This window comes from Celeribacter persicus (assembly GCF_003050785.1).
GTDB lineage: Bacteria > Pseudomonadota > Alphaproteobacteria > Rhodobacterales > Rhodobacteraceae > Celeribacter > Celeribacter persicus.
Map to the genome: position 1 here is coordinate 62981 of NZ_QAOH01000002.1, position 22115 is coordinate 85095.

Here is a 22115-nt window from a genome sequence, read left to right on the forward strand (position 1 = left end):
ATCTGATGCTCAAGGGAAGGGATTGGTGACTTCCCCACGCAGTTTTTTAAAAGCCGCCTGTATCCGGGCGGCTTTTCCTCAGGCAAACATCGCCTTGAGATCGACGCTTGCGCGCTTTCCCAGATCGTCGAAATGCGCTTCAAGGAACCGGTCGCAAGCCGCCCTGCCCGCCTCTTTCATCCGCGACAGCAACAAGGGCGAGGGCACCAGTTTCGTGCGTGCAGACAAATCCTGCATCAGATCGTCATCGGCGATCATATGGATCAGTACATCCTTCATCGACCCGGCAGGCAGACGTTTTTCGGCAATCAGATTGCGCACGAACTGGATCGCCCGCAATTCCCGCAACATGGAGGAATTGAACGAAATCTCGTTGATCCGGTTCTGGATTTCTTCCGGTGTCTTCGGCGTGCCAGGGCGTTCCAGCGGGTTGATGTTGACGATCACCACATCCTGCGGAAATTCCGGCTCAAAAAGGGGGAACAGCGCCGGGTTGCCGGTATAGCCACCGTCCCAGTAGGGATCGGTCACACCGGTCACCGGGTCCTCGATCTCCACCGCCTGAAACAGTTCCGGCAGACAGGCGGAGGCCAGAATGACATCGGTCGTCACCTCAGCGCCGGAGAACACCCGGATCTTGCCCGTGCGCACATTCGTCGTCGAGATGAACAGCGCCGGACCCTTCTTGGAGGCAATATCGGGACAATTCAGCGCCTCCACCACGTCGCTCAGCGGGTTCTCATAGAACGCGCCATAGACATAGGGGCTGGTGAAGGTGGCAATCGAATCGAGGAAGGCGAAGGGAACACTCGCCTGAAGCATTCGGGTGACCATCTCGGTGGTCGGCCCGAATTGCGACAGCCAGGCATCGAGCCGGACGTCGGAGACCGCTCCCATCTCTTCCCACAGGCCGTCGAGCGCCTCCTTCGCCCCCGCGCGCCCATTGCGCACCAGCCCGGATTTGAGCGCCGCGCCGTTCAGAGCCCCCGCAGAGGTGCCCGAGATTGCGGCGATCTCCACTTCCTCATGCTCCAGCAGACGGTCCAGCACGCCCCAGGTGAAGGCGCCATGTGCGCCCCCGCCCTGAAGCGCCAGATTGATCCGCTTCGCTTTTTTACGGCCCATCAGAGCGCGGTCCAGCCACCATCGACGGAAATCGTCGTACCGGTGATCTGCGCAGCCGCCTCCGAACACAGGAACACCGCCGTGCCGCCGATCTGTTCGACCGTGGCGAATTGTTTCGACGGCTGGCGTTCAAGGATCACCTTCTCAATGGCTTCCTGTTCGCTCATGCCGTATTTCTTCGCCGTATCCGGGATTTGCGCATCGACCAGCGGCGTGTGCACGTAACCCGGACAGATCGCATTGGCGGTGATCGCCTCTTTCGCCGTTTCCAAAGCCACAACCTTGGTCATCCCCACGACGCCATGCTTGGCACTGACATAAGCGGATTTGAACGGCGAGGCGGTCAGGCCATGGGCGGAGGCGATATTGATCACCCGACCCCAACCCGCCTTGCGCATCATCGGCAATGCGGCGGCCGTGGTATGAAAGGCCGAATTCATGTTGATCGCGATGATAGCGTCCCATTTCTCGATGGGGAATTCATCGATCGGCGCAACGTGTTGAATGCCCGCATTGTTCACGAGAATGTCGCAGACGCCAGCCTGCTCAATCAGCGCACGGCATTCTGCGCCCTTTGACATATCCGCTTTGACATACCGCGCTTTGACACCGAATTCCTTACCAATCTCTTCGGCCAGAGCGTGATCCTCATCGCCGTCGGTGAAGGAATTGAGCACCACATCGGCCCCCGCCTTCGCCAGTTCGCGCGCCACCCCAAGCCCGATCCCTGAGTTCGATCCGGTGATCACGGCGGTTTTACCTTTGAGCGTCATGATGTCCTCCTGAATTGCATGTGTTGGCAATGACATTAGAGCGCGCGTCTGCAATTCAAAGGGGAGAATCGGCCGTGCTCTCAGAGAATCGCCCGAAGGTGTTCCGAATGTGAGCCGGAGGGGGCGTTTGCCCTGCCTTTCGGGACGGCGGTTTCGCTCAAGCCTGCTTGGAAAAAAGGCATTTTACGAACCAAAAAAAACGCCCGCACAAGGCGGGCGCTGAGTTATTGAGGCAGGTTTCATACAGGCAAGAAACCTATCGAGCAGTGAGTTCTTTATACGCGGTTCTACGCCGCTCTCCAAGCTAAAAGTTTGAAAACGCTTTCCGCAGCGCGTAAGTTTACGGCAATAACAAAGACAAATCGGTCCGGGCGGAGGCAGCGTTTACAGCATGGCACAAAACTATTTCTCGCGCGTCAAAAATACCGTGAAAATATCGGCTGCAACACTGGCGCTGCTGGCTTTCGCACCCACCATGGCGCTGGCGGAACCGACCTATGGTCTGGCGATGTATGGCGAACCCGAACTGCCTGCCGATTTCACCGCCCTGCCCTATGTCCGCGCCGACGCGCCCAAGGGCGGCAGGATCGTCTCCGGCGAAGGCGGCACTTTCGATAGTCTCAACCCCTATATCCAGAAAGGCAACGCACCCTGGCAGTTGCGCTATCTCATGGCCGAGAGCCTGATGGCGCAGGCCTTTTCCGAGCCTTTCACGCTCTACTGCCTGCTCTGCGAAACGGTCGAGACCGACGAGGACCGCACATGGGTCGAGTTCACCCTGCGTCCCGAGGCCCGGTTCTCCGACGGCAGTCCGGTGACGGTCGAGGATGTGATGTGGTCTTTCGAGACGCTTGGCACCGAGGGTCATGGCCGCTACGCCTCGCTCTGGGGTCAGATCGAAAGCATGGAGCAGACCGGCGAGAACAAGGTGAAATTCACCTTCAACGTGGAAAACCGCGAATTGCCGCTTCTGGTTGCCACGCGCCCGATCCTGAAGAAAGCCTATTGGGACGGCAAGGATTTCACCCAGTCCGGCATGGACAACATTCCCGTCACCTCTGCGCCCTACACCGTCACGAAAGCCGAGCCCGGCATGTATGTCGAACTGACCCGCAACCCGGACTATTGGGCAAAGGATCTCCCGGTCATGACCGGACAGGCGAATTTCGACACCATCCGCTTCGAGTTCTTCGCCGATCCCTCTCTGGTGATCGAGGCCTTCAAGGCGGGCGAGTTGAACGTGCATCGCGAATTCAACGTCCAGACCTGGGAAGAGCAATACGATTTCCCGGCGGTCACGCGTGGCGATGTGGTGAAATCCGTGATCGCGCATCAGCGTCCGACCGGCATGACCGGTTTCGCCATGAATACCCGGCTGCCGCAGTTTGCCGACTGGCGCGTGCGCCAGGCGATGATCGAGGCGTTCAATTTCGATTATATCAACGAGGCGCAGACCGAGAACAAGCAGAGCAGGATCACCTCCTATTTCTCCAACTCGCCTCTGGGCATGCGTCCCGGTCCTGCCGAGGGTCGCGTGAAAGAGCTTCTGGAGCCTTATCAGGAGACGCTTTTGCCCGGTGTGATGGAGGGCTACGAACTGCCCGCCACCTCCGGGCGTGAGCTGGACCGCGGCGCGATGCGCCGTGCGCTGGGGCTTATGGAAGAGGCTGGCTGGACCATTCAGGGCGGCCAGATGAAGAACTCCGACGGGGAGCCTTTCACGTTTGAAATTGTGCTCAGCGTCGGCGATGACGAGAACCAGTCGATCATCGACACCTACACCCAGATGCTCAACCATCTCGGCATCCAGCCGAAAATCTCTGTCGTCGACAAGGCGCAATACACGCAACGCATGGAGCGTTTCGATTTCGGCATGACGCCGGTGCGCTACGGCCTGTCTCTCAGCCCCGGCAATGAGCAATACGCCTATTTCGGCTCGGCTTCCGCCGATCAACCCGGTTCGCGCAATATCGCAGGCGTCAAGGACCCTGCGGTGGACGCGATGATCGCTAGAATGCTCGACGCCCGCGACCGCGAGGACAGCCTCGCCGCCACCCGTGCCCTCGACCGCCTGCTGACGGCAGGCCGCTACGCCATCCCGCTTTATGCGTGGAACGAAAGCTTTAACGCCCATGTGAAAGAGATCCACTACCCGGAACCCTTGCCTTTGTATGGCGATTGGATCATGTGGCGGGAAATGACCTGGTATTGGGAAGAATGACCATGAAAGGATTGGGAAGAAGACAAATGAAGAAAGCAGCCCTCGCCCTCCTCCTCACCCTCACGCTCGCTTCCTGCGGTACCATCGCCGGCGTCGGCGAAGACATCACCGGCGCGTCACGCACGGTTCAGGGATGGTTCTGAGCGGTGCTTCTCCGCTTGTTTCTGGTTTCGGTGGTCGCCGTCAGCCTGACCGGCTGCACGGTCGCCCGCGTTGGAACGAAAGCTACGAAAGCGACGGTGAAGACCACGGCAAAGGCGGTCTTCTGATCACCCCAAAGACGTCACCCAAAGGATCGTCGCATCCTCCGGGCTGACCGAGATCACGTTGTGCCCCATCGAGGCGTCATAATAGGCGCTGTCGCCGCGGCGCATTTCCACGGGTTCGTAGAACTCGGTGATCAGCTTGATGACGCCTGTGAGCACATAGAGGAATTCCTCGCCGTCATGGCGCACCCAGCCGTCGAACTCCTCGAAGTTGCGCGCCCGGATCGTGGCGCGATACGGTAGCATGGATTTCTTTGTCAGAGCGCCCGCAAGCAACTCATGCTCATAGGTCGCTGTCGGATGCGACGTGCCCTCGCCCGATTTTGTCACCGCCATACGGCCCGAGATCTGTGCCTTCTGCGGCGGGGTGAAAAGCTGCGGCACGGAAATCTCCAGCCCCACGGCGAGCTTCTTGAGCGCATCGTAGGTGGGCGACATCTGACCGTTTTCGATCTTGGAAAGCGTCGAGCGCGCCAGCCCCGCCTGCGTCGCCGCCTGCTCCAGCGTCCAGCCACGTGCTTTGCGCAGGTCACGCACGCGTTGCCCCAAATCCAAAGGCCGCGCCTCTTCGGGCGCGCCATCGACCCCTTCACGGGCGAGTTTGATCAGGCTTGGGGTGTGATCGTCTTCCATGCGTGTATTTTAGCGTGCAGGCAGGATCAAAGAAAAGAGCAAAAGAAAACCCCCGGATGCTGTTCTCGCATCTTCGGGGGCTCTTGGGGCAGGGTCAGTTGGGGGGACTGCTCGTGAGGTTTTGCCTGCCCTGGGTCTCTGAAACGGTCTTGTGACCGGCTGTCTTAGTCGAGCTCGGTCGAGGTGACCGGAAGCGTACCTGTGAGGTATTCGATGTCGGTCAGGCCACCGGTGACCTGATGGGCGATGACGCGGTCAAGCGCGCCGCCTGCGATAGCAAGTGCTGCGATCAGGCCTAGCACAAGTGTCGCGACCGGTACGCGCATACGGTGGCGAAAGCTGTCCAGCTCATGCTCGGATCGCGGAGCGCGACCTTGGAATGTGGAGAAGTGCGGAGTGCTCTGCATTGCCATGATGGTGACCCTGATGAACTTGAAAACGTTTTGATTGCAGTCAGTTAACCACGATTCTACCGCGTCGTCACGATTCCCGCCCTGTCACAATCCATGCGCCGCCCGCGACAGATTTCGAATGAACAAAGCAGGCACAAATCAGGAATATGCAGCATTTGCAAACTTGCAAACCCATCTTGGACACAAGATGTAGGGCAAGGAGAACATTCGATTTGCTGGAAATCGTGAGGAGGCGGAATATTTTCCTTTTTCACTCCCCTCCCCGTTCCGGGCGCGCTAAAAGCCCTCAACATCCAAACGAGGTCCCGATGATCCCGCTCGACATTTTTCACGATCCGATCTGCCCCTGGTGCTACATCGGCAAGGCGCGCCTCGAACGTGCGCTCGAAGCCCGACCGAACCACCGCTTCGCGATCCAGTGGCACGCGTTTCAGCTCAACCCAACCATGCCGAAGGAAGGCATGGAGCGACGTGATTACCTCAATGCGAAATTCGGTGGGGCCGAGGGCGCGCGTAAAGCCTATGCCCCGATCATCGAGACCTTGCTCAAGGAGCTCCCCAAAACGGACCTCCTCGGTATCCGCACCACGCCTAACACGCTCGATGCGCACCGGCTCATTCACTGGGCCGGGATCGAGGGGCGCCAGACACCGATGGTCGCCGCCCTTTATCGCGCCTATTTTCAGGAAGGTCGCGACATCGGTAATGCGGAGGTCCTCGCCGATCTCGCCGGACAAGTCGGCATGCAGCCCGAGGCCGTCACCCGCCTGCTCGCCAGCGATGCCGACATCGAAGAAATCCGCAGCCGCGATCAGCATGCGCGCGACCGGGGCGTCAACGCCGTGCCGCTCTTCATCGTCGGTAATCGGCACGCCGTCGAGGGCGCGCAACCGACCGAACTTTGGCTTCGTGTGATCGACGAATTGGCGGAGCAGAACATGGATTGACGGCTGTGCATTCACGCAGAGCCGTCTCTCCATCACGCAGACTGTTCAAAATATCGCACCCCGATTAGGGTCCCCCGGCGTTTCCTTATTGAAAGAGTCCCTCATGCCGCGCCGTTTGCCGCAATTCGAATTCACGGTTCTTCTGGCCCTGCTCTTCGCGACCGTGGCCTTTTCCATCGACGCGATGCTGCCGGGCCTGCCGCAGATCGCCGCCGATCTCTCGCCCGAAGACGTCAACCGCGCGCAGCTCGTGCTGACCGCCTTCGTCTTCGGCATGGGGTTCGGCACGCTGGTCTCCGGCCCGATCTCCGACCATTTCGGGCGTAAGCCGGTGATCCTCTTTGGACTCGGCCTTTATATCGTCGGTGCGGTGATCGCAGGTCTGTCGAATACGATGGAAATGATGCTGATCGGTCGCGCCATTCAGGGTGTTGGCGGCGCCTTCCCGCGCACCGTCGGGGTCGCCATGGTGCGTGACCTCTACGAGGGCCGCGAAATGGCGAAGATCACCTCTTTCGTCATGACCATCTTCATGATCGTTCCCGCCGCCGCGCCTTCCATTGGCGCGCTGATCATCTCCGATTTCGGCTGGCACGGCATTTTCGCAGCTTTCGTCTTCGTCGCCGTGGTCGGCGCCACCTGGCTTGGGCTGCGTCAGAGTGAAACTCTTTCGCCGGACAACCATCGCCGCCTGAACTGGGCCGATCTGTCATCAGGGGTGAAAGAGGTCTTCGGCAATTACAACGTGCGGCTTTACACCGTCATCCTGATGCTCGGTTTCGGCCAGATGTTCGCCATTCTCTCCTCCGTGCAGCAGATATACAGCGAGACCTACGGCCTCGAACAGGTCTTCCCCTATTTCTTCGGTTCTACCGCCATTCTCGCGGCGGGGGGCGCGATCCTCAACGGCAAGCTCGTGAGCGAGAAAGGCATGCATTTCCTGATCCGTCTGGGTTACACCATCGCCCTCACCGCCTCGGTAATCGCCCTCGCGTTCAATCTCATGGGCATCGGCACCGGCACACCCGGCTTTGTGGTGTTTTTCCTCTGGACCGTGGCGATGTTCTCGATCAACGCTTTCACTTTCGGCAACCTGAACGCTCTGGCTCTGGTGCCGCTGGGGCGTCTGGCGGGGCTTGCCAACTCGCTGATCGGCGCCGTGTTCACCATGGGGTCCGTGCTGATCGCCGCGCCCGTGGGTCTGGCGTTTAATGGCACGCCGATCCCGGTGATGGCAGCGGGCATCTTCTGCTCCGGTCTGGCGCTGATCCTGTTCCGCTTCGAGGACAGCGCTACGGCACCACACGGCGCGCCGCCGAAACCCTCGGAATAAACCTTACTTCTTAGCCGGTTGCGCAGCGACTTTTGCGAATTTCGCCAGGTCCTGCGCAATCGAATACGCGCCCTTGATCTTGTCGCTGTCTTTCTTCCAGTCACGCCGGATGACGATTTTGTTGTCCTTGACCTTCGCCTGACCGCGTTGCCCGTGGATAAATTCCACAAGCCCTGCCGGATTGGCGTATTTGTCATTGTGGAACTGGATTGTTGCGCCCTTCGGCCCACCGTCGAGCCGGGCAATCCCCGCCTCCCGACATTTTTCCTTGATCCGAACGACGAGCAGCAGAGTGTTGACCTCTTTCGGCAATTTTCCGAAGCGGTCAATCAGTTCGGCGGCAAATCCTTCAAGCTCCACCTTGGTCTTGAGCCCGGACAAGCGACGGTAAAGCCCCAGCCGCACGTCGAGATCGGGCACATAGGTTTCGGGGATCAGCACCGGCACGCCAAGGTTGATCTGCGGCGCCCATTGACCGTCGTCGTCGAGGCTCACCGCCTCTTCACCGGATTTGATCCGGGCAATCGCCTCTTCCAGCATGGATTGATACAGTTCGAAGCCGACTTCCTTGACGTGGCCCGATTGCTCTTCGCCGACAAGATTGCCTGCGCCCCGGATGTCAAGATCCTGAGATGCAAGGGTAAATCCGGCCCCGAGCGTGTCGAGCGATCCCAGCACGCGCAGCCGTTTCTCCGCTTGCGGCGTCAGCGGCGCACGCGGTTTCGTGGTCAGATAGGCATAGGCCCGTGTCTTGGCGCGGCCCACCCGGCCCCGGATCTGGTAGAGCTGCGCAAGGCCGAACATATCGGCGCGGTGCACCACCATGGTGTTCGCGGTCGGAATGTCGATGCCGCTTTCCACAATAGTCGTCGCCAGCAACACATCGTATTTCCCGTCATAAAACGCGTTCATCCGGTCATCGAGTTCCCCTGCCGCCATCTGACCGTGTGCGACCACATGAGTCAGTTCCGGCACCTGCTCTTTGAGGAAATCTTCGATCTCGGGAATGTCGCTCACACGGGGAACGACAAAGAACGACTGCCCGCCCCGGTAATGTTCGCGCAAAAGCGCCTCGCGGATCGTCACCGTGTCGAATTCGCTGACATAGGTGCGGATCGACAGACGGTCGATAGGTGGCGTGCCAATAATCGAGAGGTCGCGCACCCCGGTCAGCGACATTTGCAGCGTGCGCGGGATCGGCGTGGCGGACAGAGTCAATACATGAATGTTGGATTTCAGGGACTTGAGGCGTTCTTTGTGCGTGACACCGAAACGTTGTTCCTCATCCACGATCAAGAGCCCGAGATTGGCGAAACGCACGGATTTCGCCAGCAAAGCATGGGTGCCCACGACAATATCCACCGTCCCTTCGGCCAGTTCCTCGCGGGTTTTCGCCATATCCTTTGCCGACACAAAGCGCGACATCGGTCTGATATTGATCGGAAATCCCCGGAACCGCTCGGCAAAACTGCGGAAGTGTTGCCGTGCGAGCAAGGTCGTCGGTGCGATCACAGCCACCTGCGCGCCAGAGAGTGCCGCGACAAAGGCCGCGCGCATCGCCACCTCGGTCTTGCCGAACCCCACATCGCCGCATACGAGGCGATCCATCGGCATGCCGCGCTCCAGATCGTCGAGCACGTCTTCGATGGCCTTCAACTGATCCTCGGTTTCCGTGTAGGGAAAACGCGCACAAAACGCCTCCCACATATCCTCCGGCGGCTCCATGATCGGCGCTTTGCGGATATGACGCTCGGCGGCGATACGGATGAGCTTTTCCGCCACCTCGCGGATGCGTTCCTTCATCCGCGCCTTTTTGGCCTGCCACGCCCCGCCCCCGAGCTTGTCAAGAAGCCCTTCGTCATGGCCATAACGGCTCAGAAGCTCGATGTTTTCAACAGGAAGGTAAAGCCGGTCCCCGCCCGCATATTCGAGCAAAAGACATTCATGCGCAGCCCCTAGGGCGGTCACCACCTCAAGCCCGCGGAAAATCCCCACCCCGTGCTCGACATGGACGATCAGATCGCCGGGGCTCAGGGAACTGTGTTCGGTAAGGAAATTTTCCGCCCGTTTGCGCCGCGACGGGCGGCGAATGAGCCGGTCGCCCAAGACATCCTGTTCCGAGATCACCGTCACGGAATGCCCGTCGCCCACCGGCGCCTCAAAACCCTGATCCAGTGTCCAGACCGCGAGATACACACCGCCGATCCCATCCGGCACATCGCGCCAGTCCGAAATTTCCGTCAGACCGGTAAGGTCCTCGTCCTCCAGAAGCGACTTGAGCCGGTCGCGTGCGCCCTCGGACCATGACGCCAGAACCACCTGACCAAGCTCACGCCTCTTGCGAATATGGCCCGCCAACTCTTCGAAAAGATTGATACCTTCCATCTGGCGTTCGGGCGAGAAATTGCGCCCGACACGCCCGCCCGCGTCGATCACGCCGGGCCCGGAGGCCTGTGGCAGCGGATGGAAATGGATCACGCGGCGGCCCGCGATAGCCGCCTCCCAGGCCCCATCGTCGAGGTACAAAAGCCCCGGCGGACAGGGTTTGTAGACCGAGTCCAGCCGCCCCTTAGCGTTCAATGCCTCACGCCGTGTCTGATACTGATCCTCGATGCCTTCCCAACGTGAAAGACGCGCCGCAGTCGATTGATCGTCAAGAGAAACCGTCACGCCCGGAAGGTAGTCGAAAAGCGTGTCGAGCCGTTCGTGAAAATAGGGCAGCCAATGCTCCATTCCCGCGTGTTTGCGCCCGGCTGTGACCGCCTCGTACAAAGGATCGTCCGTGCCCGCCGCGCCGAACTCAATGCGGTAATTCTGGCGAAACCGCGTGATCGCCGCCTCGTCGAGGATCACCTCGGAAACCGGTGTAAAACTCACTTCATTGAGGCTGTCGACGGTCTTCTGGTTCGCCGGATCGAAACGCCGGATGCCGTCCAGCTCATCGCCGAAGAAATCGAGCCGCACCGGCAGGACCTGTCCCGGAGGAAAAACGTCGATGATACCGCCGCGAATGGCGTAATCGCCATGCTCGACCACGGTCGGAGCCTGGGTAAACCCCATGCGGACGAAAAACGCCCGCAGTTCGGCCTCGTTGACCCGCTGGCCCTTGTGGAGCGTAAACGCCGCCTCCGCAAGCGTGTCCCGCGCCGGGACACGCTGGGTTGCCGAGGACAATGTGGTCAACAGGACGAAGCGTTTCGGCACCGTGCCATGGGCAAGCGCGGCCAAAGTCGCCATACGCTGCGCCGCAAGATCGGGATTGGGCGAGCTACGGTCGAACGGCAGACAATCCCATGCGGGAAATTCCAGCACCGGCAGATCGGGCGCAAAGAAGCGCAGCCCGTCGCGCAGGGCCGCCAGACGTTTGTCGTCCCGCGCCACATGGATCACCGGCGCCTCCGCGCGGGCCACTTCGCGGGCAAGGTAAAAGGCGTCGAACCCCTCCGGCGCACCGCCGACGGTGAGATGGCTGGCTTTGCTCATGCACTCATCCTCCCAACGGGCCGATGGCGATGTTCTGATACATGCCCCACATGGCAGTGACGAAAATCGACAGCATGCCAATCAGTTGCACATAGAACCTCTGGCGGCGCAGCATGGCGACCAGTTGCGCCCCTTCGGGGGCCTCCGAGGCGATGCGACGGGCGAGACGGATGTTCAGAAGTCCGACAAAGACCATCGGAAAGATCATCAGGAACACCGCTTGAGAGAATTCGATACCATAGATAAAACCGGTGATCGCCAGAATGGTGATGATCGCGCCCGCCAGCGCCGTGAGCATCAGCCCCGAGACCTCGGCAATGTTCAGAATACGCCCGGTGTTGATCCGCACCAAATCTTCGAGATCCGCCATGTGCTGCCCACCTTGACGTCTGGCTCTGAGCGCCAGATCGAAGGGCACACCGAGCACGAAATGCGAGGCTGTGGACCAGAGCACGGCAAGCGCAATCCAGTACCACATATTCGAAAAGGACCGGGTGTCGATCACTTCGAAAATGGTTGAATAGAAGTCCACGGGCGTCTGCTCTTTCGCTCTGAAGGCCTGTTTTTGCGGCAAATACTGCGGGGACTTGCCCGACCTGTGCACAGATTAAGCCCCCCGGGTGCCGATTCCTACCCTTGAAGCATCAGAAAATCCATGCCACCTCAATGGAAATATCGCAAACCGAGGTTGCCGCCATGACACGCACCACCGCCCCCTTCCCGCTCACCCGTCTGCGCCGGACGCGAAAGATGGAGGCGCTGCGCGGTCTTGTGCGGGAAAACCACCTCTCTGTGGCCGATCTAATCTGGCCGGTGTTCGTGCGTGAAGGTGTGGATGAGGCGACCCCGATCCCGTCGATGCCCGGTGTCGAGCGGCTGACCATTGACCGGCTGGTGAAAGCGGCCGAGGCAGCCCATGAGGCGGGCATTCCGGCGATCTGCCTGTTTCCCTATATCGAGCAGGACCTGAAAACCGAGGATTGCGCCGGGGCCTGGGATCCGGACAACCTCGTCAACCGGGCCATTCGCGCAATCAAGGCGGAAGTGCCGGAACTTGCAATCATGACCGATGTGGCGCTCGATCCCTACAATATCAACGGCCATGACGGCTATGTGGTGAACGGCGAGATCGTCAATGACATGACGGTCGAGGCGCTGGTGAAAATGTCGGTCGCGCAGGCCGAGGCGGGCGCCGACATCATCGGCCCCTCGGACATGATGGACGGGCGTATCGGCATGATCCGTCAGGCGCTCGAAGCCGAGGGCTATGACAAGGTCTCGATTATGTCCTATGCCGCGAAATATGCCTCCGGTTTCTACGGGCCGTTCCGCGATGCGGTCGGGGCAAGTGGTGCACTCAAGGGCGACAAGAAGACCTATCAGATGGACCCCGCCAACACCGACGAAGCGCTGCGCCTTGTCGAGCGCGATCTGTTGGAGGGTGCGGATATGGTCATGGTGAAACCCGGCATGCCCTATCTCGACGTTTGCACCCGGGTACAGGAGCGTTTTCATGTCCCAACCTTCGCCTATCAGGTTTCCGGCGAATACGCGATGCTGGTCGCAGCTTTCCAGAATGGCTGGCTCGACCGCGAAAAGATCGTGCTGGAAAGCCTGATGTGTTTCAAACGCGCGGGCTGCAACGGTATTCTGACCTATTTCGCCCCCGAAGCGGCGAAACTGCTCGCCAAATAACGGCTATAGATCGGCAAAACCCCACTCAAACCCACCATAGGTGGTGTTTTGCCAATGACATGGGCGGAAACTTGCGGTTATAGTACCGGCAAACGGGCCGTCAGAGCCCTCCTAAGGCATAGCAGTAAAGGACATCCTTATGACGATTTCCAATCGCCGGACCTTCATGATCGGTCTGGGCAGCGCCGGTCTACTGGCCGCCTGCGACAATTCCATGCGTTCCAACGGCGCCGCAACAATTGACGCGCGGGTCGACAGCACTTTGAATTATCTCTATTCGACCTACCCCGGCACCACGGCGCTGCGTGACAAATCCGTCGGCATGCTGGTCATGCCGCTGATCACCAAAGCCGGCCTCGGTATCGGCGGCTCCTACGGGCGCGGTGCGCTGCGTGTGGGGGGCGTCACGGTGGATTATTATTCTTCTGCTCAGGCCACCTTCGGGCTTCAGATCGGCGCACAGCAATATGCCCATGTGCTGTTCTTCATGACCAACGAGGCGTTGGCGGGCTTTCGCAATTCGCCCGGCTGGTCGGCGGGGGCCGATCTCGAATATGCGATCTCGAACAAGGGCGAGAACCTGTCGGCGGAAACCATGACCTCGCTGTCGCCGGTGATTGCGGTGGTCTTCGGTCAGGCCGGTCTGATCGCGGGTGCGACCGTCGAGGGGACGAAATACACCCGGATCATTCCCTGACGTTCACCCCGATGCGATGCATTGAAAAAGCGGGTCAAGCCCCGCTTTTTGTTTGAGTATTTGAACCATCAGAAAACCGACATCGGTTCAGGGTTCAGTTCAGGGCACGGCCTCTTCCAGCACTCCGTCCGCCGACATTTGCGCATAGAGCAGACCTTCGCGCAGGCCCCTGTCCGCCACCGACAGGCGATCCGTCGGCCAGATCCGCAGAAGCGCCTGAAGGATCGCCGCGCCCGACATGATCAGTTCCTGACGATCCCGCCCGATACGCGGATCGCGTTTGCGCCCCTCCGGCCCGAGATCGAGATAGTCGCGGATCACCCGGTCGATCTGTTCGGACGTCATGCGCAGCCCGTCGACCTTGTTACGGTCGTAGCGTTTGAGCCCGAGATGCGAGGCCGCCACGGTCGTCACCGTCCCGGAGGTGCCGATGATCTGGAACCCTTCGCGACAGGCCTCATTGGCATAGGGGGTAAAATCGGCGAGTTTTTCCTCGAAATACCAGGACATGAGGGCAAAGCGTGCGGCGTCGTCTTCGACATCGGAGAATTGCTCCATCAGGGTCGCAACCCCCAAAGGCACGGAAATCCAGTCCACGACCTTCGCATGGGGAAACGGGCTGTCGGCGTTGGTGAACCCGGTGTGCAGCCGCATGATCGCACGCGGGCGTTCGGCACGCGGCACGTTGGTCAGGTCGATCCAGACCAATTCCGTTGAACCGCCGCCGATGTCCACCACCAGCAACTGTTCCGTCTTCGTCGACACCAGCGGCGCACAGGACACGACGGCGAGCCGTGCCTCCTCCTCCGGTTTGATGATTTCGAGCTTCAACCCGGTTTCCCGCTGGACCCGACGCAGGAAATCGCGCGAGTTGCGGGCGCGACGACAGGCTTCGGTCGCGACCAGTCGCATATGTTTGACTTCGTGTTTTTCGAGTTTCTTGCGACAAACCCGCAGCGCCTGAATGGTGCGCGAAATCGACGAACGACATAACCGCCCTGAGGCCTCTAACCCGTTGCCGAGCTGGACCGATTTCGAGAAACTGTCGACCACATGGAACTGGCTGCCCTTCGGTTGGGCGATCAGCATGCGGCACGAATTGGTGCCGAGATCCAGCGCGGCGTAAAGCTCGGCCGGGTCGGCGGGTTTGGGTGCGGGAGGCTCGACCGCTTTCGGGAACGCGCCCGCACCTTTGGGACGCTTGGGCGCCATGGTTCACGCCCTCCATATCAAGTTACCCCTACCATAAGCGAAAATCCGCGCGTCGGGCAAGTGCCGTGAGAGGAGGCGACCTTCACAATGCCACGAGGTGGAACTGACCGGCGCAGCCCCGTTCATGATCTTCTTGAGTATTTTTCCGATCCTGCGGCCTTTCGCGAAGCCCGCCTTTCTTTTATGCGTTCTGACAACGAACGATGACCGCGAGGGCAAGATGGCTGATCTGACCGTAATCTATTGGCGCGATATTCCGGCACAGGTCCGTGTAGGCCGGGGGCGTCGTGCCGCGCGTGCCGTATTGCCGGAACGGTTTGAGCAGGCCATCGACCGTGTGGCGATGAAGATCGGTGCGACCGATGGTGACGCCTATATGGCCGAATGGCGCGACGTGGTGGAGGAAACCGCCCTTGAAGGCCAGGAAGCTGCCGACACCCGCGCCGCCGAACTGGATGCGGCCTATGACAAAGCGCGCCTGATCGCGCTGGTGAACAACGAGGGCCGTGAGGCCGAATAGAGGACGAACCCCATGACCCGTACTGTGATCGAGAGCAAGACCAAGACCGTCGTCATCGGCTTTGACGAGCCGTTCTGTGTGATCGGTGAACGCATCAATCCGACCGGCCGCAAGAAACTCGCGGCCGAACTGGAGATGGGCGATTTCTCCACCGTCGAGCGCGACGCTCTGGAGCAGGTGGCCTGTGGCGCCAATGTGCTGGACATCAACTCCGGTGCGGTCTTCTCCAACAAGATGGCCGAAGACCCGCGCTATGCCGACAACAACTTTGTCGAACCGCCGCTGATGGCCGAACTGGTCGCGCGCGTGCAGGCCGTGGTGGATGTGCCGCTCTGCATCGACAGTTCTGTGCCGGATGCTCTTGAGAAGGGGTTGGAAATGGCCGAAGGTCGTCCGCTTCTGAACTCCGTGACCGGTGAAGAGGAACGCCTTGAACGTGTCTTACCGCTTGTGAAGAAATACAACGTGCCGGTGGTGGCGATCTCCAACGACGACAGCGGCATTTCTGAGGACCCGGATGTGCGCTTTGCCGTCGCGAAAAAGATCGTCGAGCGCGCGGCGGATTTCGGCATTCCAGCGCATGACATCGTGGTCGACCCGCTGGTGATGCCGATCGGTGCCATGGCGACCGCCGGACATCAGGTGTTCACGCTGGTGCGGCGTCTGCGCGACGAGCTGGGGGTGAACACCACCTGCGGCGCTTCGAACATTTCCTTCGGCCTGCCCCATCGTCACGGCATCAATGCCGCTTTCCTGCCGATGGCCATTGGCGCGGGCATGACCTCGGCGATCATGAACCCGGTCAGGGTGCAGGAGATGGAGGCGATCCGTGCCGCCAACCTTCTGATGAATCATGACCCGGATGGGACCAAATGGATCGGCTTTTCCCGCGTGGCTGAGGCCGTGTCGCAGGGTGCGAGCTTTGCCGAGGCGGCAGATTCGGCGGCAAGTGCCGGGGCTGGCGGGCGTCGCGGCGGCGGGCGTCGTCGTCGTGGGTAATCCGATCACTTTGAGTATTTGAACCAAGAAGAAAACGGGAAAGCACGTCATGGCGCGACTGATCGCCTTTAACAAGCCCTTTGACGTGCTGTCCCAGTTCACCGACAAGGGCACAGAGGGTACGACCCGCAAGACGCTCTCCGAGTTCATCGACGTGCCGCGCGTTTACCCGGCGGGTCGGCTGGATCGCGACAGCGAAGGCTTGCTGCTTTTGACCGATGACGGCAAATTGCAGGCGGCGATTTCCAATCCGAAGCATAAGATGGCCAAAACCTATCTGGCGCAGGTCGAGGGTGATCTGAGCGAAGACGCGCTGGCGCAATTGCGCAAGGGGGTCGAGTTGAAAGACGGCATGACCCGCCCTGCCCGCGCCGCCCGTGTCGGGGAACCGGACTGGCTTTGGCCGCGCAATCCGCCGGTGCGCTATCGTAAGAGCGTGCCGGAGAGCTGGCTGGAACTCACGATCACCGAGGGCCGCAACCGTCAGGTGCGCCGCATGACCGCCGCCGTGGGCTTTCCCACCTTGCGGCTCATTCGCCTGTCCATCGGGCCGTGGCGGCTCGATGGGTTGGAAAGCGGCGCATGGCGGGACGAAGATCCTCATAAGGCAAAGACGAGATGAGCGATAAAAATCCATTGGTGATTTTCACCCCCTCCGGCAAGCGTGGCCATGTGGCGCGCGGCACGACTGTGTTGCAGGCGGCCCGTGATCTGGGTGTCGATGTCGACAGTGTGTGCGGTGGGCACGGGATTTGCTCAAAATGCATGGTGCGCCCGTCCTTTGGCGATCACGCGAAACATGGCATTCATGCGGATGAGGGCGCGCTCAGTCCGGTCAACGCTGTGGAAACCGCCTATGACACCAAGCGCGGCATCAAACCGGGATATCGGATGAGCTGTCAGGCGCAGGTGCTGGGCGATGTCGTCATCGACGTCCCCTCCGAGAGCCAGGTCCACAAACAGGTGGTGCGCAAGGCTGCGACGACGCGGGTGATCGACATGGACCCGGCGACCCGCACCCTCTATGTCGAAGTGCCACCCGCCGATATGCACAGCCCCACCGGCGACTGGGAGCGCGTGCAGGCGCAACTCAGGGACGCGTGGCAGATCGAGAATGTCACGATTTCTCTGGCCATGCTGACCCGGTTGCAAGCGGCACTGATCGCGGGCAAGGATGCGGTCACTCTGGCGCTCAACACCGCGCGCGAAGGGCATCACACCGCGCGCGAAGGGCATCCCCGCATCGTCGGCGTCTGGCCCGGATTTTACGAACCCGGGCTTTACGGGCTGGCCGTCGACCTTGGCTCGACCACCGTCGCGGCGCATCTGACCGATCTGATCACTGGCGAGGTCAAGGCCTCCGGCGGGGTGATGAACCCGCAAATCCGCTATGGCGAAGACCTGATGTCGCGCGTGTCCTATGCGATGATGAATGCGGAGGGTGCCAATGAGCTGACCGCGGCCGTGCGCGAGGCGCTGAGCCAACTGGCCGTGGAACTGGCCGATGAGGCCAAGGTTTCCGTCAACGATATTTTCGAAATCGTCGTGGTGATGAACCCGGTGATGCATCACCTGTTGCTCGGCCTCGATCCGATTCCTCTGGGACAGGCACCTTTCGCGCTGGCGACCAATTCCGCGCTCGACCTGCCCGCTTCCGACATCGGGCTGAGCCTCGCGCCTGAGGCGCAGCTTTATATCCTGCCACTGATCGCGGGCCATGTGGGGGCGGATGCCGCCGCCGTGGCGCTCTCAGAGGCGCCGCAGAAGCAGGACCCGCTGACGCTGATCGTCGATGTCGGGACCAATGCGGAGATTTTGTTGGGGAACAAAACCCGGGTGCTCGCCTGTTCCTCCCCCACCGGCCCCGCCTTTGAAGGGGCGCAGATCAGTTCCGGTCAGCGCGCCGCCAACGGGGCCATCGAGCGGATCGAAATCGACCCCGTCACCAAGGAACCGCGCTTTCGCATCATCGGTGTCAAGCAATGGTCGGATGAGCCGGGTTTTGCCAAAAAGATCGGTCGCACCGGCGTAACCGGCATCTGTGGCTCGGGCATCATCGAAGCGGTGGCGGAAATGCGCATGGCCGGGGTGCTTGATGCCAACGGGCTGATCGGATCGCCCGAGGCGGTTGGCACCCCGCGCTGCCGGGCGTCGGGACGGACCTATGAATATGTGATTTATGACGGCTCCGCCGAGGGCGGTCCGGTGATCTCCGTCACCCAAGGCGACATTCGCGCCATTCAACTCGCCAAATCCGCACTTTATGCGGGTGCGCGTCTTCTGATGGACGAATTCGGCACCGACACTGTGGATCGCGTGGTGCTCGCCGGTGCCTTCGGGGCACATATCTCGCCGAAACACGCCATGGTGCTTGGCATGATCCCGGATTGCCCGCTGGAACATGTGACGAGCGCCGGGAATGCCGCAGGCACCGGGGCGCAGATCGCTTTGCTCAATCGGGCCGCGCGGCGCGAGATCGAGGAACTGGTGCATCACATCACCAAAGTGGAAACCGCCATCGAGCCACGCTTTCAGGAGCATTTCGTCAACGCCAACGCCATCCCGCATGCCACCGATCCGTTCACCGGCTTGCGCGCTCTGGTCCCCCTGCCCGAGGTGAATTTCAACTCCGGTGACAGCGAAGGCGGCGGGCGGCGCAGGCGGCGCCGTGGTTGAGTGCAACCGCGGACAAAAGGTTCCGACACATCTCCTGAAAAACATGTGAACGCGCTTGGGGAAACCTTTGCCCAAGTGCCCGTGTTGTGTCCGCAGAAGGCCAGCGGGACCGCCGCTGCGCCAGTGAGACGAACATGAAACGGAGGCTTCTGATGAAAACCCGTGGTAAAATCCTTGCCCTGTCCACCGCTGCCCTGATGGCGGCCGCCCCGATCGCATCCTTTGCCGAGGCTCCGGTGAACGGTGCCGAAATCATCAACGAGCAGGCGCTCGACCAGAACGCCACCATCGCCGACAACGCGATGAAGGTGCAGAACCTGACCACTCTGATCGACGCCGTGAAATCCGCCGGTCTGGCCGAGGAACTGATGGGAGAAGGCCCCTACACGCTGTTTGCGCCGACCAATGACGCCTTTGCCAAGCTTCCGGCTGAGGCAGTCAACGACCTGATGAAGCCCGAAAACCGCGAGATGCTTCGGGATGTGATCAACGCTCACCTTGTGGAAGGCGAGTTCACGCCGCAGATGATCGACGAACTGCTCGACAGCGATGAGTCGCCTGAAGAAGTCGTCATCCCTGCGAATGTCGAGGTGGATCGTGACAGCAACACCGTTGTCCTGACCACTGTGTCCGGCGAACAGATCCGCGTGGAAAAAGGGACGGGCGAAGAGCTCATCCTGCGCGATGGCATGGGCAATCTCGTGACCACTCTGGCGAAAGACATCGAGCAATCCAACGGCGTGATGTATTTCGTCGACGGCGTGCTGATGCCGGTGTCGTAAGCCTCTTGTGATTTCCGGCCGGAAATCCCGGCCACGCCCGATTGAGGCGTGGCCTTTTTCATATATGGCCCCGCAAATCCGCTTGACCGCCCCCGCGGCTTTGACTACCTAAAGCCTCACCTCAGGCGGGTATGATGTAATGGTAGCCTGTCAGCTTCCCAAGCTGAACGCGCGGGTTCGATTCCCGCTACCCGCTCCAGATTTCTTGACAGTTTCACACCACTCCGTAACGGCAATTTTGTCTGTGACGCAGGGTTCCGCTTTGTCCTCTCCTCCGGACCGGTTACGTCATCTCCCGGGAGGACCTCACATGACCAAAGATTTTCTGGACATCGCGAAAGCGGCGCTGGCCGAGCGGCTCAAGGGCGAAAATTTCGAAAAATCCGTTTCGCTGCGGATCAAGGAGATCGGCAATCTGATCATCAAGGGCAATACGGCGGAGATTTCCGACGACCGCGCCGATTGCGCGATCATCGCCGATCAGCCGACGTTTGAGAAAATCCTCGCGGGGCAACTGAATCCGATCAAGGCGGCCATGTTCGGCAAGCTCAAGATCGCGGGGGATGCCAAGACCGCGATGAAATTCGGCAATCTCTTCGGGTGAGAATGGCCTTGTAAAGGGCCACTTTCACACCAAATCAGACAGTTAATCGTTTATCCTCAGGTAATCGACGAGCTGCAATGTCGAGCCATCCTTGCCTGCACCATCCGCCTCGCCCGCGAGTACCGGTTGCAGTGCCAGTGCCAGTTCCTTGCCCAGCTCCACGCCCCATTGGTCGTAGGAATTAATGCCGAGGATCACCCCTTCGACAAAGACCCGGTGCTCGTAAAGCGCCACGATCTGGCCAAGTACGAAAGGCGTGAGCTGTTCATAGGCGAGCGTCGTCGAAGGCCGGTTTCCGGGGAAGACCCGGTGTCGCGCCTGACGCTCCAACTCCACACCTTCAAAGCCTTTTTTCTTCATGATCTCTGTGGCTTCCGCGAGGGACCTGCCGCGCAGAAGTGCTTCGGACTGCGCCAGACAGTTGGACACCAGCAATTCGTGCTGATGCGTCAGAGCCGGTTCATGACCGAACCGCCCGACCATGAATTCGCAGGGGATCACCCGTGTGCCCTGATGGATCAACTGATAAAACGCATGCTGGCCGTTGGTGCCGGGTTCACCCCAGACCACCGGCCCGCTGTCGAACGGCAGATCGCTGCCATTCATCGCCACCCGCTTGCCATTTGATTCCATTTCGAGCTGCTGGAGATAGGCCGGAAGCCGCAGGAGACGCTGTTCGTAAGGCAGCACCGCGCGGGTCGCGTAACCGCAGACCTGATTGTGCCAGATGCCCACTAGTGCCAGAAGCACCGGAAGGTTGTCCTCCCACTCCGCCGTGCGGAAATGGGTGTCCATCGCCTGTCCGCCGCGCAGGAAGTCGGCGAACCGCTGCGGCCCGATGGCGAGCATCAACGAGAGCCCGATCGGCCCCCAGACAGAATAACGCCCCCCGACCCAATCCTCGAAGCCGAACACAAGATCGGGGTCGATGCCGAACTCCGCCGTCTTGTCCTTCGCAGTCGAAAGTGCCGCGAAATGTTTCGAAATCCCCTCTTCGCCCACCGATTGCACCAGCCAGTCACGTGCGGTCTGCGCATTGGTCATGGTCTCGATGGTGGTGAAGGTCTTGGAGGCGACGATCACCAGCGTGGTCTGCGGGTTCAGCCCGGACAGCACGTCATGCACATGCGCGCCATCGACATTGGACACGAAATGACAATGCGGCCCGTCGACGTAGGGTTTGAGCGCCTCGTAGGCCATCACCGGACCGAGGTCCGAGCCCCCGATGCCGATGTTCACCACATCCTCGAATGGCACACCGGAGTAAGAGGTGATCGTGCCGCGCCGCACCCGGTCGGCGAAATCGTCCATCCGCGCCAATGTCTGGCGCACACCGGGGATCACATCCTTGCCATCGACATAGACAGGCCCGCCGTCGAGATTGCGCAGCGCGGTATGCAACACCGCACGCCCTTCGGTGTCGTTGATCTTTTCACCCGAGAACATCGCCTCGCGTTTCTCCGCAACTCCCGCCACGCTCAGAAGGTCGAAGAGAGCCACCCGCGTCGCCTCGTCGATATTGGTTTTCGAGTAATCGAACAAAAGCCCATCCGCCATGGCCGAAAAGCGCGAAGCACGCTGCGCATCTTCTGCGAAGAGATCGAGGATATGACGATCCCCGGCGGCGTCTCTGAGGGATTTGAGGGCGGCAAAATCAACGGTCATCTCAGGTCCTTTCGGCGGATCGGGCCGACATGGCTGTCAGCCCGGTTCTTTCTCCCCGCTTATATCCGAAT

At 60.4% G+C, this 22115-nt stretch carries 21 protein-coding genes and 1 tRNA gene; 14 read left to right on the forward strand and 8 right to left on the reverse strand.

Translation table 11 applies throughout. The features are described 5' to 3' along the window. Window positions 1-78 precede the first annotated feature (78 nt). Together C8N42_RS03300 and C8N42_RS03305 are read right to left on the reverse strand one after the other, a co-directional pair. Window positions 79-1125, reverse strand: coding sequence for a patatin-like phospholipase family protein (locus C8N42_RS03300; protein ID WP_107815128.1), 1047 nt, complete (start codon window positions 1123-1125; stop codon window positions 79-81). Beyond that, a complete protein-coding gene (locus C8N42_RS03305) occupies window positions 1125-1898 on the reverse strand; it encodes a 3-hydroxybutyrate dehydrogenase (RefSeq protein ID WP_107815129.1) in 774 nt (257 codons plus the stop codon). Before C8N42_RS03305 ends, C8N42_RS03300 begins: the two co-directional genes overlap by 1 nt. 391 nt (window positions 1899-2289) lie before the next feature. Between C8N42_RS03305 and C8N42_RS03310 the strand changes: the two genes are divergently transcribed. Genes C8N42_RS03310 through C8N42_RS22060 form a run of 3 tightly spaced genes read left to right on the forward strand, consistent with a single transcriptional unit; the run spans window position 2290 to window position 4388 of the window. Continuing rightward, the gene (locus tag C8N42_RS03310; RefSeq protein ID WP_107815130.1) at window positions 2290-4119 is read left to right on the forward strand and encodes an extracellular solute-binding protein; all 1830 of its coding nucleotides are present in this window, start codon (window positions 2290-2292) and stop codon (window positions 4117-4119) included. Between the two features lie 26 nt (window positions 4120-4145). After that, window positions 4146-4262, forward strand: coding sequence for an entericidin EcnA/B family protein (locus C8N42_RS03315; RefSeq protein ID WP_107815131.1), 117 nt, complete (start codon window positions 4146-4148; stop codon window positions 4260-4262). A gap of 3 nt (window positions 4263-4265) precedes the next feature. Next, window positions 4266-4388: a hypothetical protein gene (locus C8N42_RS22060; protein WP_281261410.1), complete on the forward strand. Its 123-nt coding sequence runs from the start codon at window positions 4266-4268 to the stop codon at window positions 4386-4388. On the opposite strand, the gene C8N42_RS03320 is transcribed toward C8N42_RS22060, so the two are convergent. After that, on the reverse strand, window positions 4389-5018 hold the full coding sequence (locus C8N42_RS03320) for a helix-turn-helix domain-containing protein (RefSeq protein ID WP_107815132.1): 630 nt from the start codon (window positions 5016-5018) through the stop codon (window positions 4389-4391). 164 nt (window positions 5019-5182) lie between these two features. Continuing rightward, window positions 5183-5431: a hypothetical protein gene (locus C8N42_RS21365; RefSeq protein ID WP_146168236.1), complete on the reverse strand. Its 249-nt coding sequence runs from the start codon at window positions 5429-5431 to the stop codon at window positions 5183-5185. A 308-nt stretch (window positions 5432-5739) separates the two neighbouring features. On the opposite strand from C8N42_RS21365, the gene C8N42_RS03325 reads away from it, so the two are divergent. Next, window positions 5740-6378: a DsbA family oxidoreductase gene (locus tag C8N42_RS03325; protein ID WP_107815133.1), complete on the forward strand. Its 639-nt coding sequence runs from the start codon at window positions 5740-5742 to the stop codon at window positions 6376-6378. 103 nt (window positions 6379-6481) lie between these two features. Further along, window positions 6482-7711: a multidrug effflux MFS transporter gene (locus C8N42_RS03330; RefSeq protein ID WP_107815134.1), complete on the forward strand. Its 1230-nt coding sequence runs from the start codon at window positions 6482-6484 to the stop codon at window positions 7709-7711. A 3-nt stretch (window positions 7712-7714) separates the two neighbouring features. On the opposite strand, the gene mfd is transcribed toward C8N42_RS03330, so the two are convergent. Together mfd and C8N42_RS03340 are read right to left on the reverse strand one after the other, a co-directional pair. Continuing rightward, window positions 7715-11194, reverse strand: a complete 3480-nt coding sequence (gene mfd, locus C8N42_RS03335) for a transcription-repair coupling factor (protein WP_107815135.1) — start codon at window positions 11192-11194, stop codon at window positions 7715-7717. A 4-nt stretch (window positions 11195-11198) separates the two neighbouring features. Continuing rightward, entirely contained in the window at window positions 11199-11726 is a 528-nt protein-coding gene (locus tag C8N42_RS03340; RefSeq protein WP_107815136.1) for a component of SufBCD complex, read from the reverse strand. A 164-nt stretch (window positions 11727-11890) separates the two neighbouring features. Here C8N42_RS03340 and hemB point away from each other — a divergent pair, with 164 nt between their 5' ends. Then, window positions 11891-12889: a porphobilinogen synthase gene (hemB, locus tag C8N42_RS03345; RefSeq protein WP_107815372.1), complete on the forward strand. Its 999-nt coding sequence runs from the start codon at window positions 11891-11893 to the stop codon at window positions 12887-12889. Between the two features lie 139 nt (window positions 12890-13028). Then, complete coding sequence (locus C8N42_RS03350; protein ID WP_107815137.1) at window positions 13029-13586, forward strand: lipid-binding SYLF domain-containing protein; 558 nt, start codon at window positions 13029-13031, stop codon at window positions 13584-13586. Window positions 13587-13685: 99 nt separating this feature from the next. Here the strand turns inward: C8N42_RS03350 and C8N42_RS03355 are convergent, their stop codons facing one another. After that, window positions 13686-14798, reverse strand: a complete 1113-nt coding sequence (locus tag C8N42_RS03355) for a Ppx/GppA phosphatase family protein (RefSeq protein ID WP_107815138.1) — start codon at window positions 14796-14798, stop codon at window positions 13686-13688. 220 nt (window positions 14799-15018) lie between these two features. Here C8N42_RS03355 and C8N42_RS03360 point away from each other — a divergent pair, with 220 nt between their 5' ends. From C8N42_RS03360 to C8N42_RS03390, 7 genes are all read left to right on the forward strand, one after another. Beyond that, entirely contained in the window at window positions 15019-15318 is a 300-nt protein-coding gene (locus tag C8N42_RS03360) for a virulence factor (RefSeq protein WP_107815373.1), read from the forward strand. Window positions 15319-15330: 12 nt separating this feature from the next. Next, a complete protein-coding gene (locus C8N42_RS03365) occupies window positions 15331-16317 on the forward strand; it encodes a methyltetrahydrofolate cobalamin methyltransferase (RefSeq protein WP_107815139.1) in 987 nt (328 codons plus the stop codon). Between the two features lie 49 nt (window positions 16318-16366). Beyond that, on the forward strand, window positions 16367-16939 hold the full coding sequence (locus C8N42_RS03370; protein WP_107815140.1) for an rRNA large subunit pseudouridine synthase E: 573 nt from the start codon (window positions 16367-16369) through the stop codon (window positions 16937-16939). Then, window positions 16936-18993 carry an ASKHA domain-containing protein gene (locus C8N42_RS03375; RefSeq protein ID WP_107815141.1) on the forward strand — a complete coding sequence of 686 codons (2058 nt, stop codon included), beginning with the start codon at window positions 16936-16938 and terminating at the stop codon, window positions 18991-18993. The genes C8N42_RS03370 and C8N42_RS03375 overlap by 4 nt, the downstream gene beginning before the upstream one ends. A 134-nt stretch (window positions 18994-19127) precedes the next feature. After that, window positions 19128-19775 (forward strand): fasciclin domain-containing protein, encoded by a 648-nt coding sequence (locus tag C8N42_RS03380; protein ID WP_107815142.1) that lies wholly within the window; start codon window positions 19128-19130, stop codon window positions 19773-19775. Between the two features lie 125 nt (window positions 19776-19900). Then, window positions 19901-19974, forward strand: a tRNA-Gly gene (locus tag C8N42_RS03385). A 111-nt stretch (window positions 19975-20085) separates the two neighbouring features. Next, the gene (locus C8N42_RS03390) at window positions 20086-20379 is read left to right on the forward strand and encodes an SCP2 sterol-binding domain-containing protein (RefSeq protein ID WP_107815143.1); all 294 of its coding nucleotides are present in this window, start codon (window positions 20086-20088) and stop codon (window positions 20377-20379) included. A 42-nt stretch (window positions 20380-20421) separates the two neighbouring features. Here C8N42_RS03390 and pgi read toward each other — a convergent pair whose 3' ends face one another. Further along, a complete protein-coding gene (gene pgi, locus C8N42_RS03395; protein ID WP_107815144.1) occupies window positions 20422-22044 on the reverse strand; it encodes a glucose-6-phosphate isomerase in 1623 nt (540 codons plus the stop codon). Window positions 22045-22115: the final 71 nt, after the last annotated feature.

Bases quoted from the DNA above. Each gene is read 5' to 3' on its own strand.
- C8N42_RS03300 (WP_107815128.1), bottom strand. From the start codon at position 1,125: ATGGGCCGTAAAAAAGCGAAGCGGATCAATCTGGCGCTTCAGGGCGGG.
- C8N42_RS03305 (WP_107815129.1), bottom strand. From the start codon at position 1,898: ATGACGCTCAAAGGTAAAACCGCCGTGATCACCGGATCGAACTCAGGG.
- C8N42_RS03310 (WP_107815130.1), top strand. From the start codon at position 2,290: ATGGCACAAAACTATTTCTCGCGCGTCAAAAATACCGTGAAAATATCG.
- C8N42_RS03315 (WP_107815131.1), top strand. From the start codon at position 4,146: ATGAAGAAAGCAGCCCTCGCCCTCCTCCTCACCCTCACGCTCGCTTCC.
- C8N42_RS03320 (WP_107815132.1), bottom strand. From the start codon at position 5,018: ATGGAAGACGATCACACCCCAAGCCTGATCAAACTCGCCCGTGAAGGG.
- C8N42_RS21365 (WP_146168236.1), bottom strand. From the start codon at position 5,431: ATGGCAATGCAGAGCACTCCGCACTTCTCCACATTCCAAGGTCGCGCT.
- C8N42_RS03325 (WP_107815133.1), top strand. From the start codon at position 5,740: ATGATCCCGCTCGACATTTTTCACGATCCGATCTGCCCCTGGTGCTAC.
- C8N42_RS03330 (WP_107815134.1), top strand. From the start codon at position 6,482: ATGCCGCGCCGTTTGCCGCAATTCGAATTCACGGTTCTTCTGGCCCTG.
- mfd (WP_107815135.1), bottom strand. From the start codon at position 11,194: ATGAGCAAAGCCAGCCATCTCACCGTCGGCGGTGCGCCGGAGGGGTTC.
- hemB (WP_107815372.1), top strand. From the start codon at position 11,891: ATGACACGCACCACCGCCCCCTTCCCGCTCACCCGTCTGCGCCGGACG.
- C8N42_RS03350 (WP_107815137.1), top strand. From the start codon at position 13,029: ATGACGATTTCCAATCGCCGGACCTTCATGATCGGTCTGGGCAGCGCC.
- C8N42_RS03355 (WP_107815138.1), bottom strand. From the start codon at position 14,798: ATGGCGCCCAAGCGTCCCAAAGGTGCGGGCGCGTTCCCGAAAGCGGTC.
- C8N42_RS03360 (WP_107815373.1), top strand. From the start codon at position 15,019: ATGGCTGATCTGACCGTAATCTATTGGCGCGATATTCCGGCACAGGTC.
- C8N42_RS03365 (WP_107815139.1), top strand. From the start codon at position 15,331: ATGACCCGTACTGTGATCGAGAGCAAGACCAAGACCGTCGTCATCGGC.
- C8N42_RS03370 (WP_107815140.1), top strand. From the start codon at position 16,367: ATGGCGCGACTGATCGCCTTTAACAAGCCCTTTGACGTGCTGTCCCAG.
- C8N42_RS03375 (WP_107815141.1), top strand. From the start codon at position 16,936: ATGAGCGATAAAAATCCATTGGTGATTTTCACCCCCTCCGGCAAGCGT.
- C8N42_RS03380 (WP_107815142.1), top strand. From the start codon at position 19,128: ATGAAACGGAGGCTTCTGATGAAAACCCGTGGTAAAATCCTTGCCCTG.
- C8N42_RS03390 (WP_107815143.1), top strand. From the start codon at position 20,086: ATGACCAAAGATTTTCTGGACATCGCGAAAGCGGCGCTGGCCGAGCGG.
- pgi (WP_107815144.1), bottom strand. From the start codon at position 22,044: ATGACCGTTGATTTTGCCGCCCTCAAATCCCTCAGAGACGCCGCCGGG.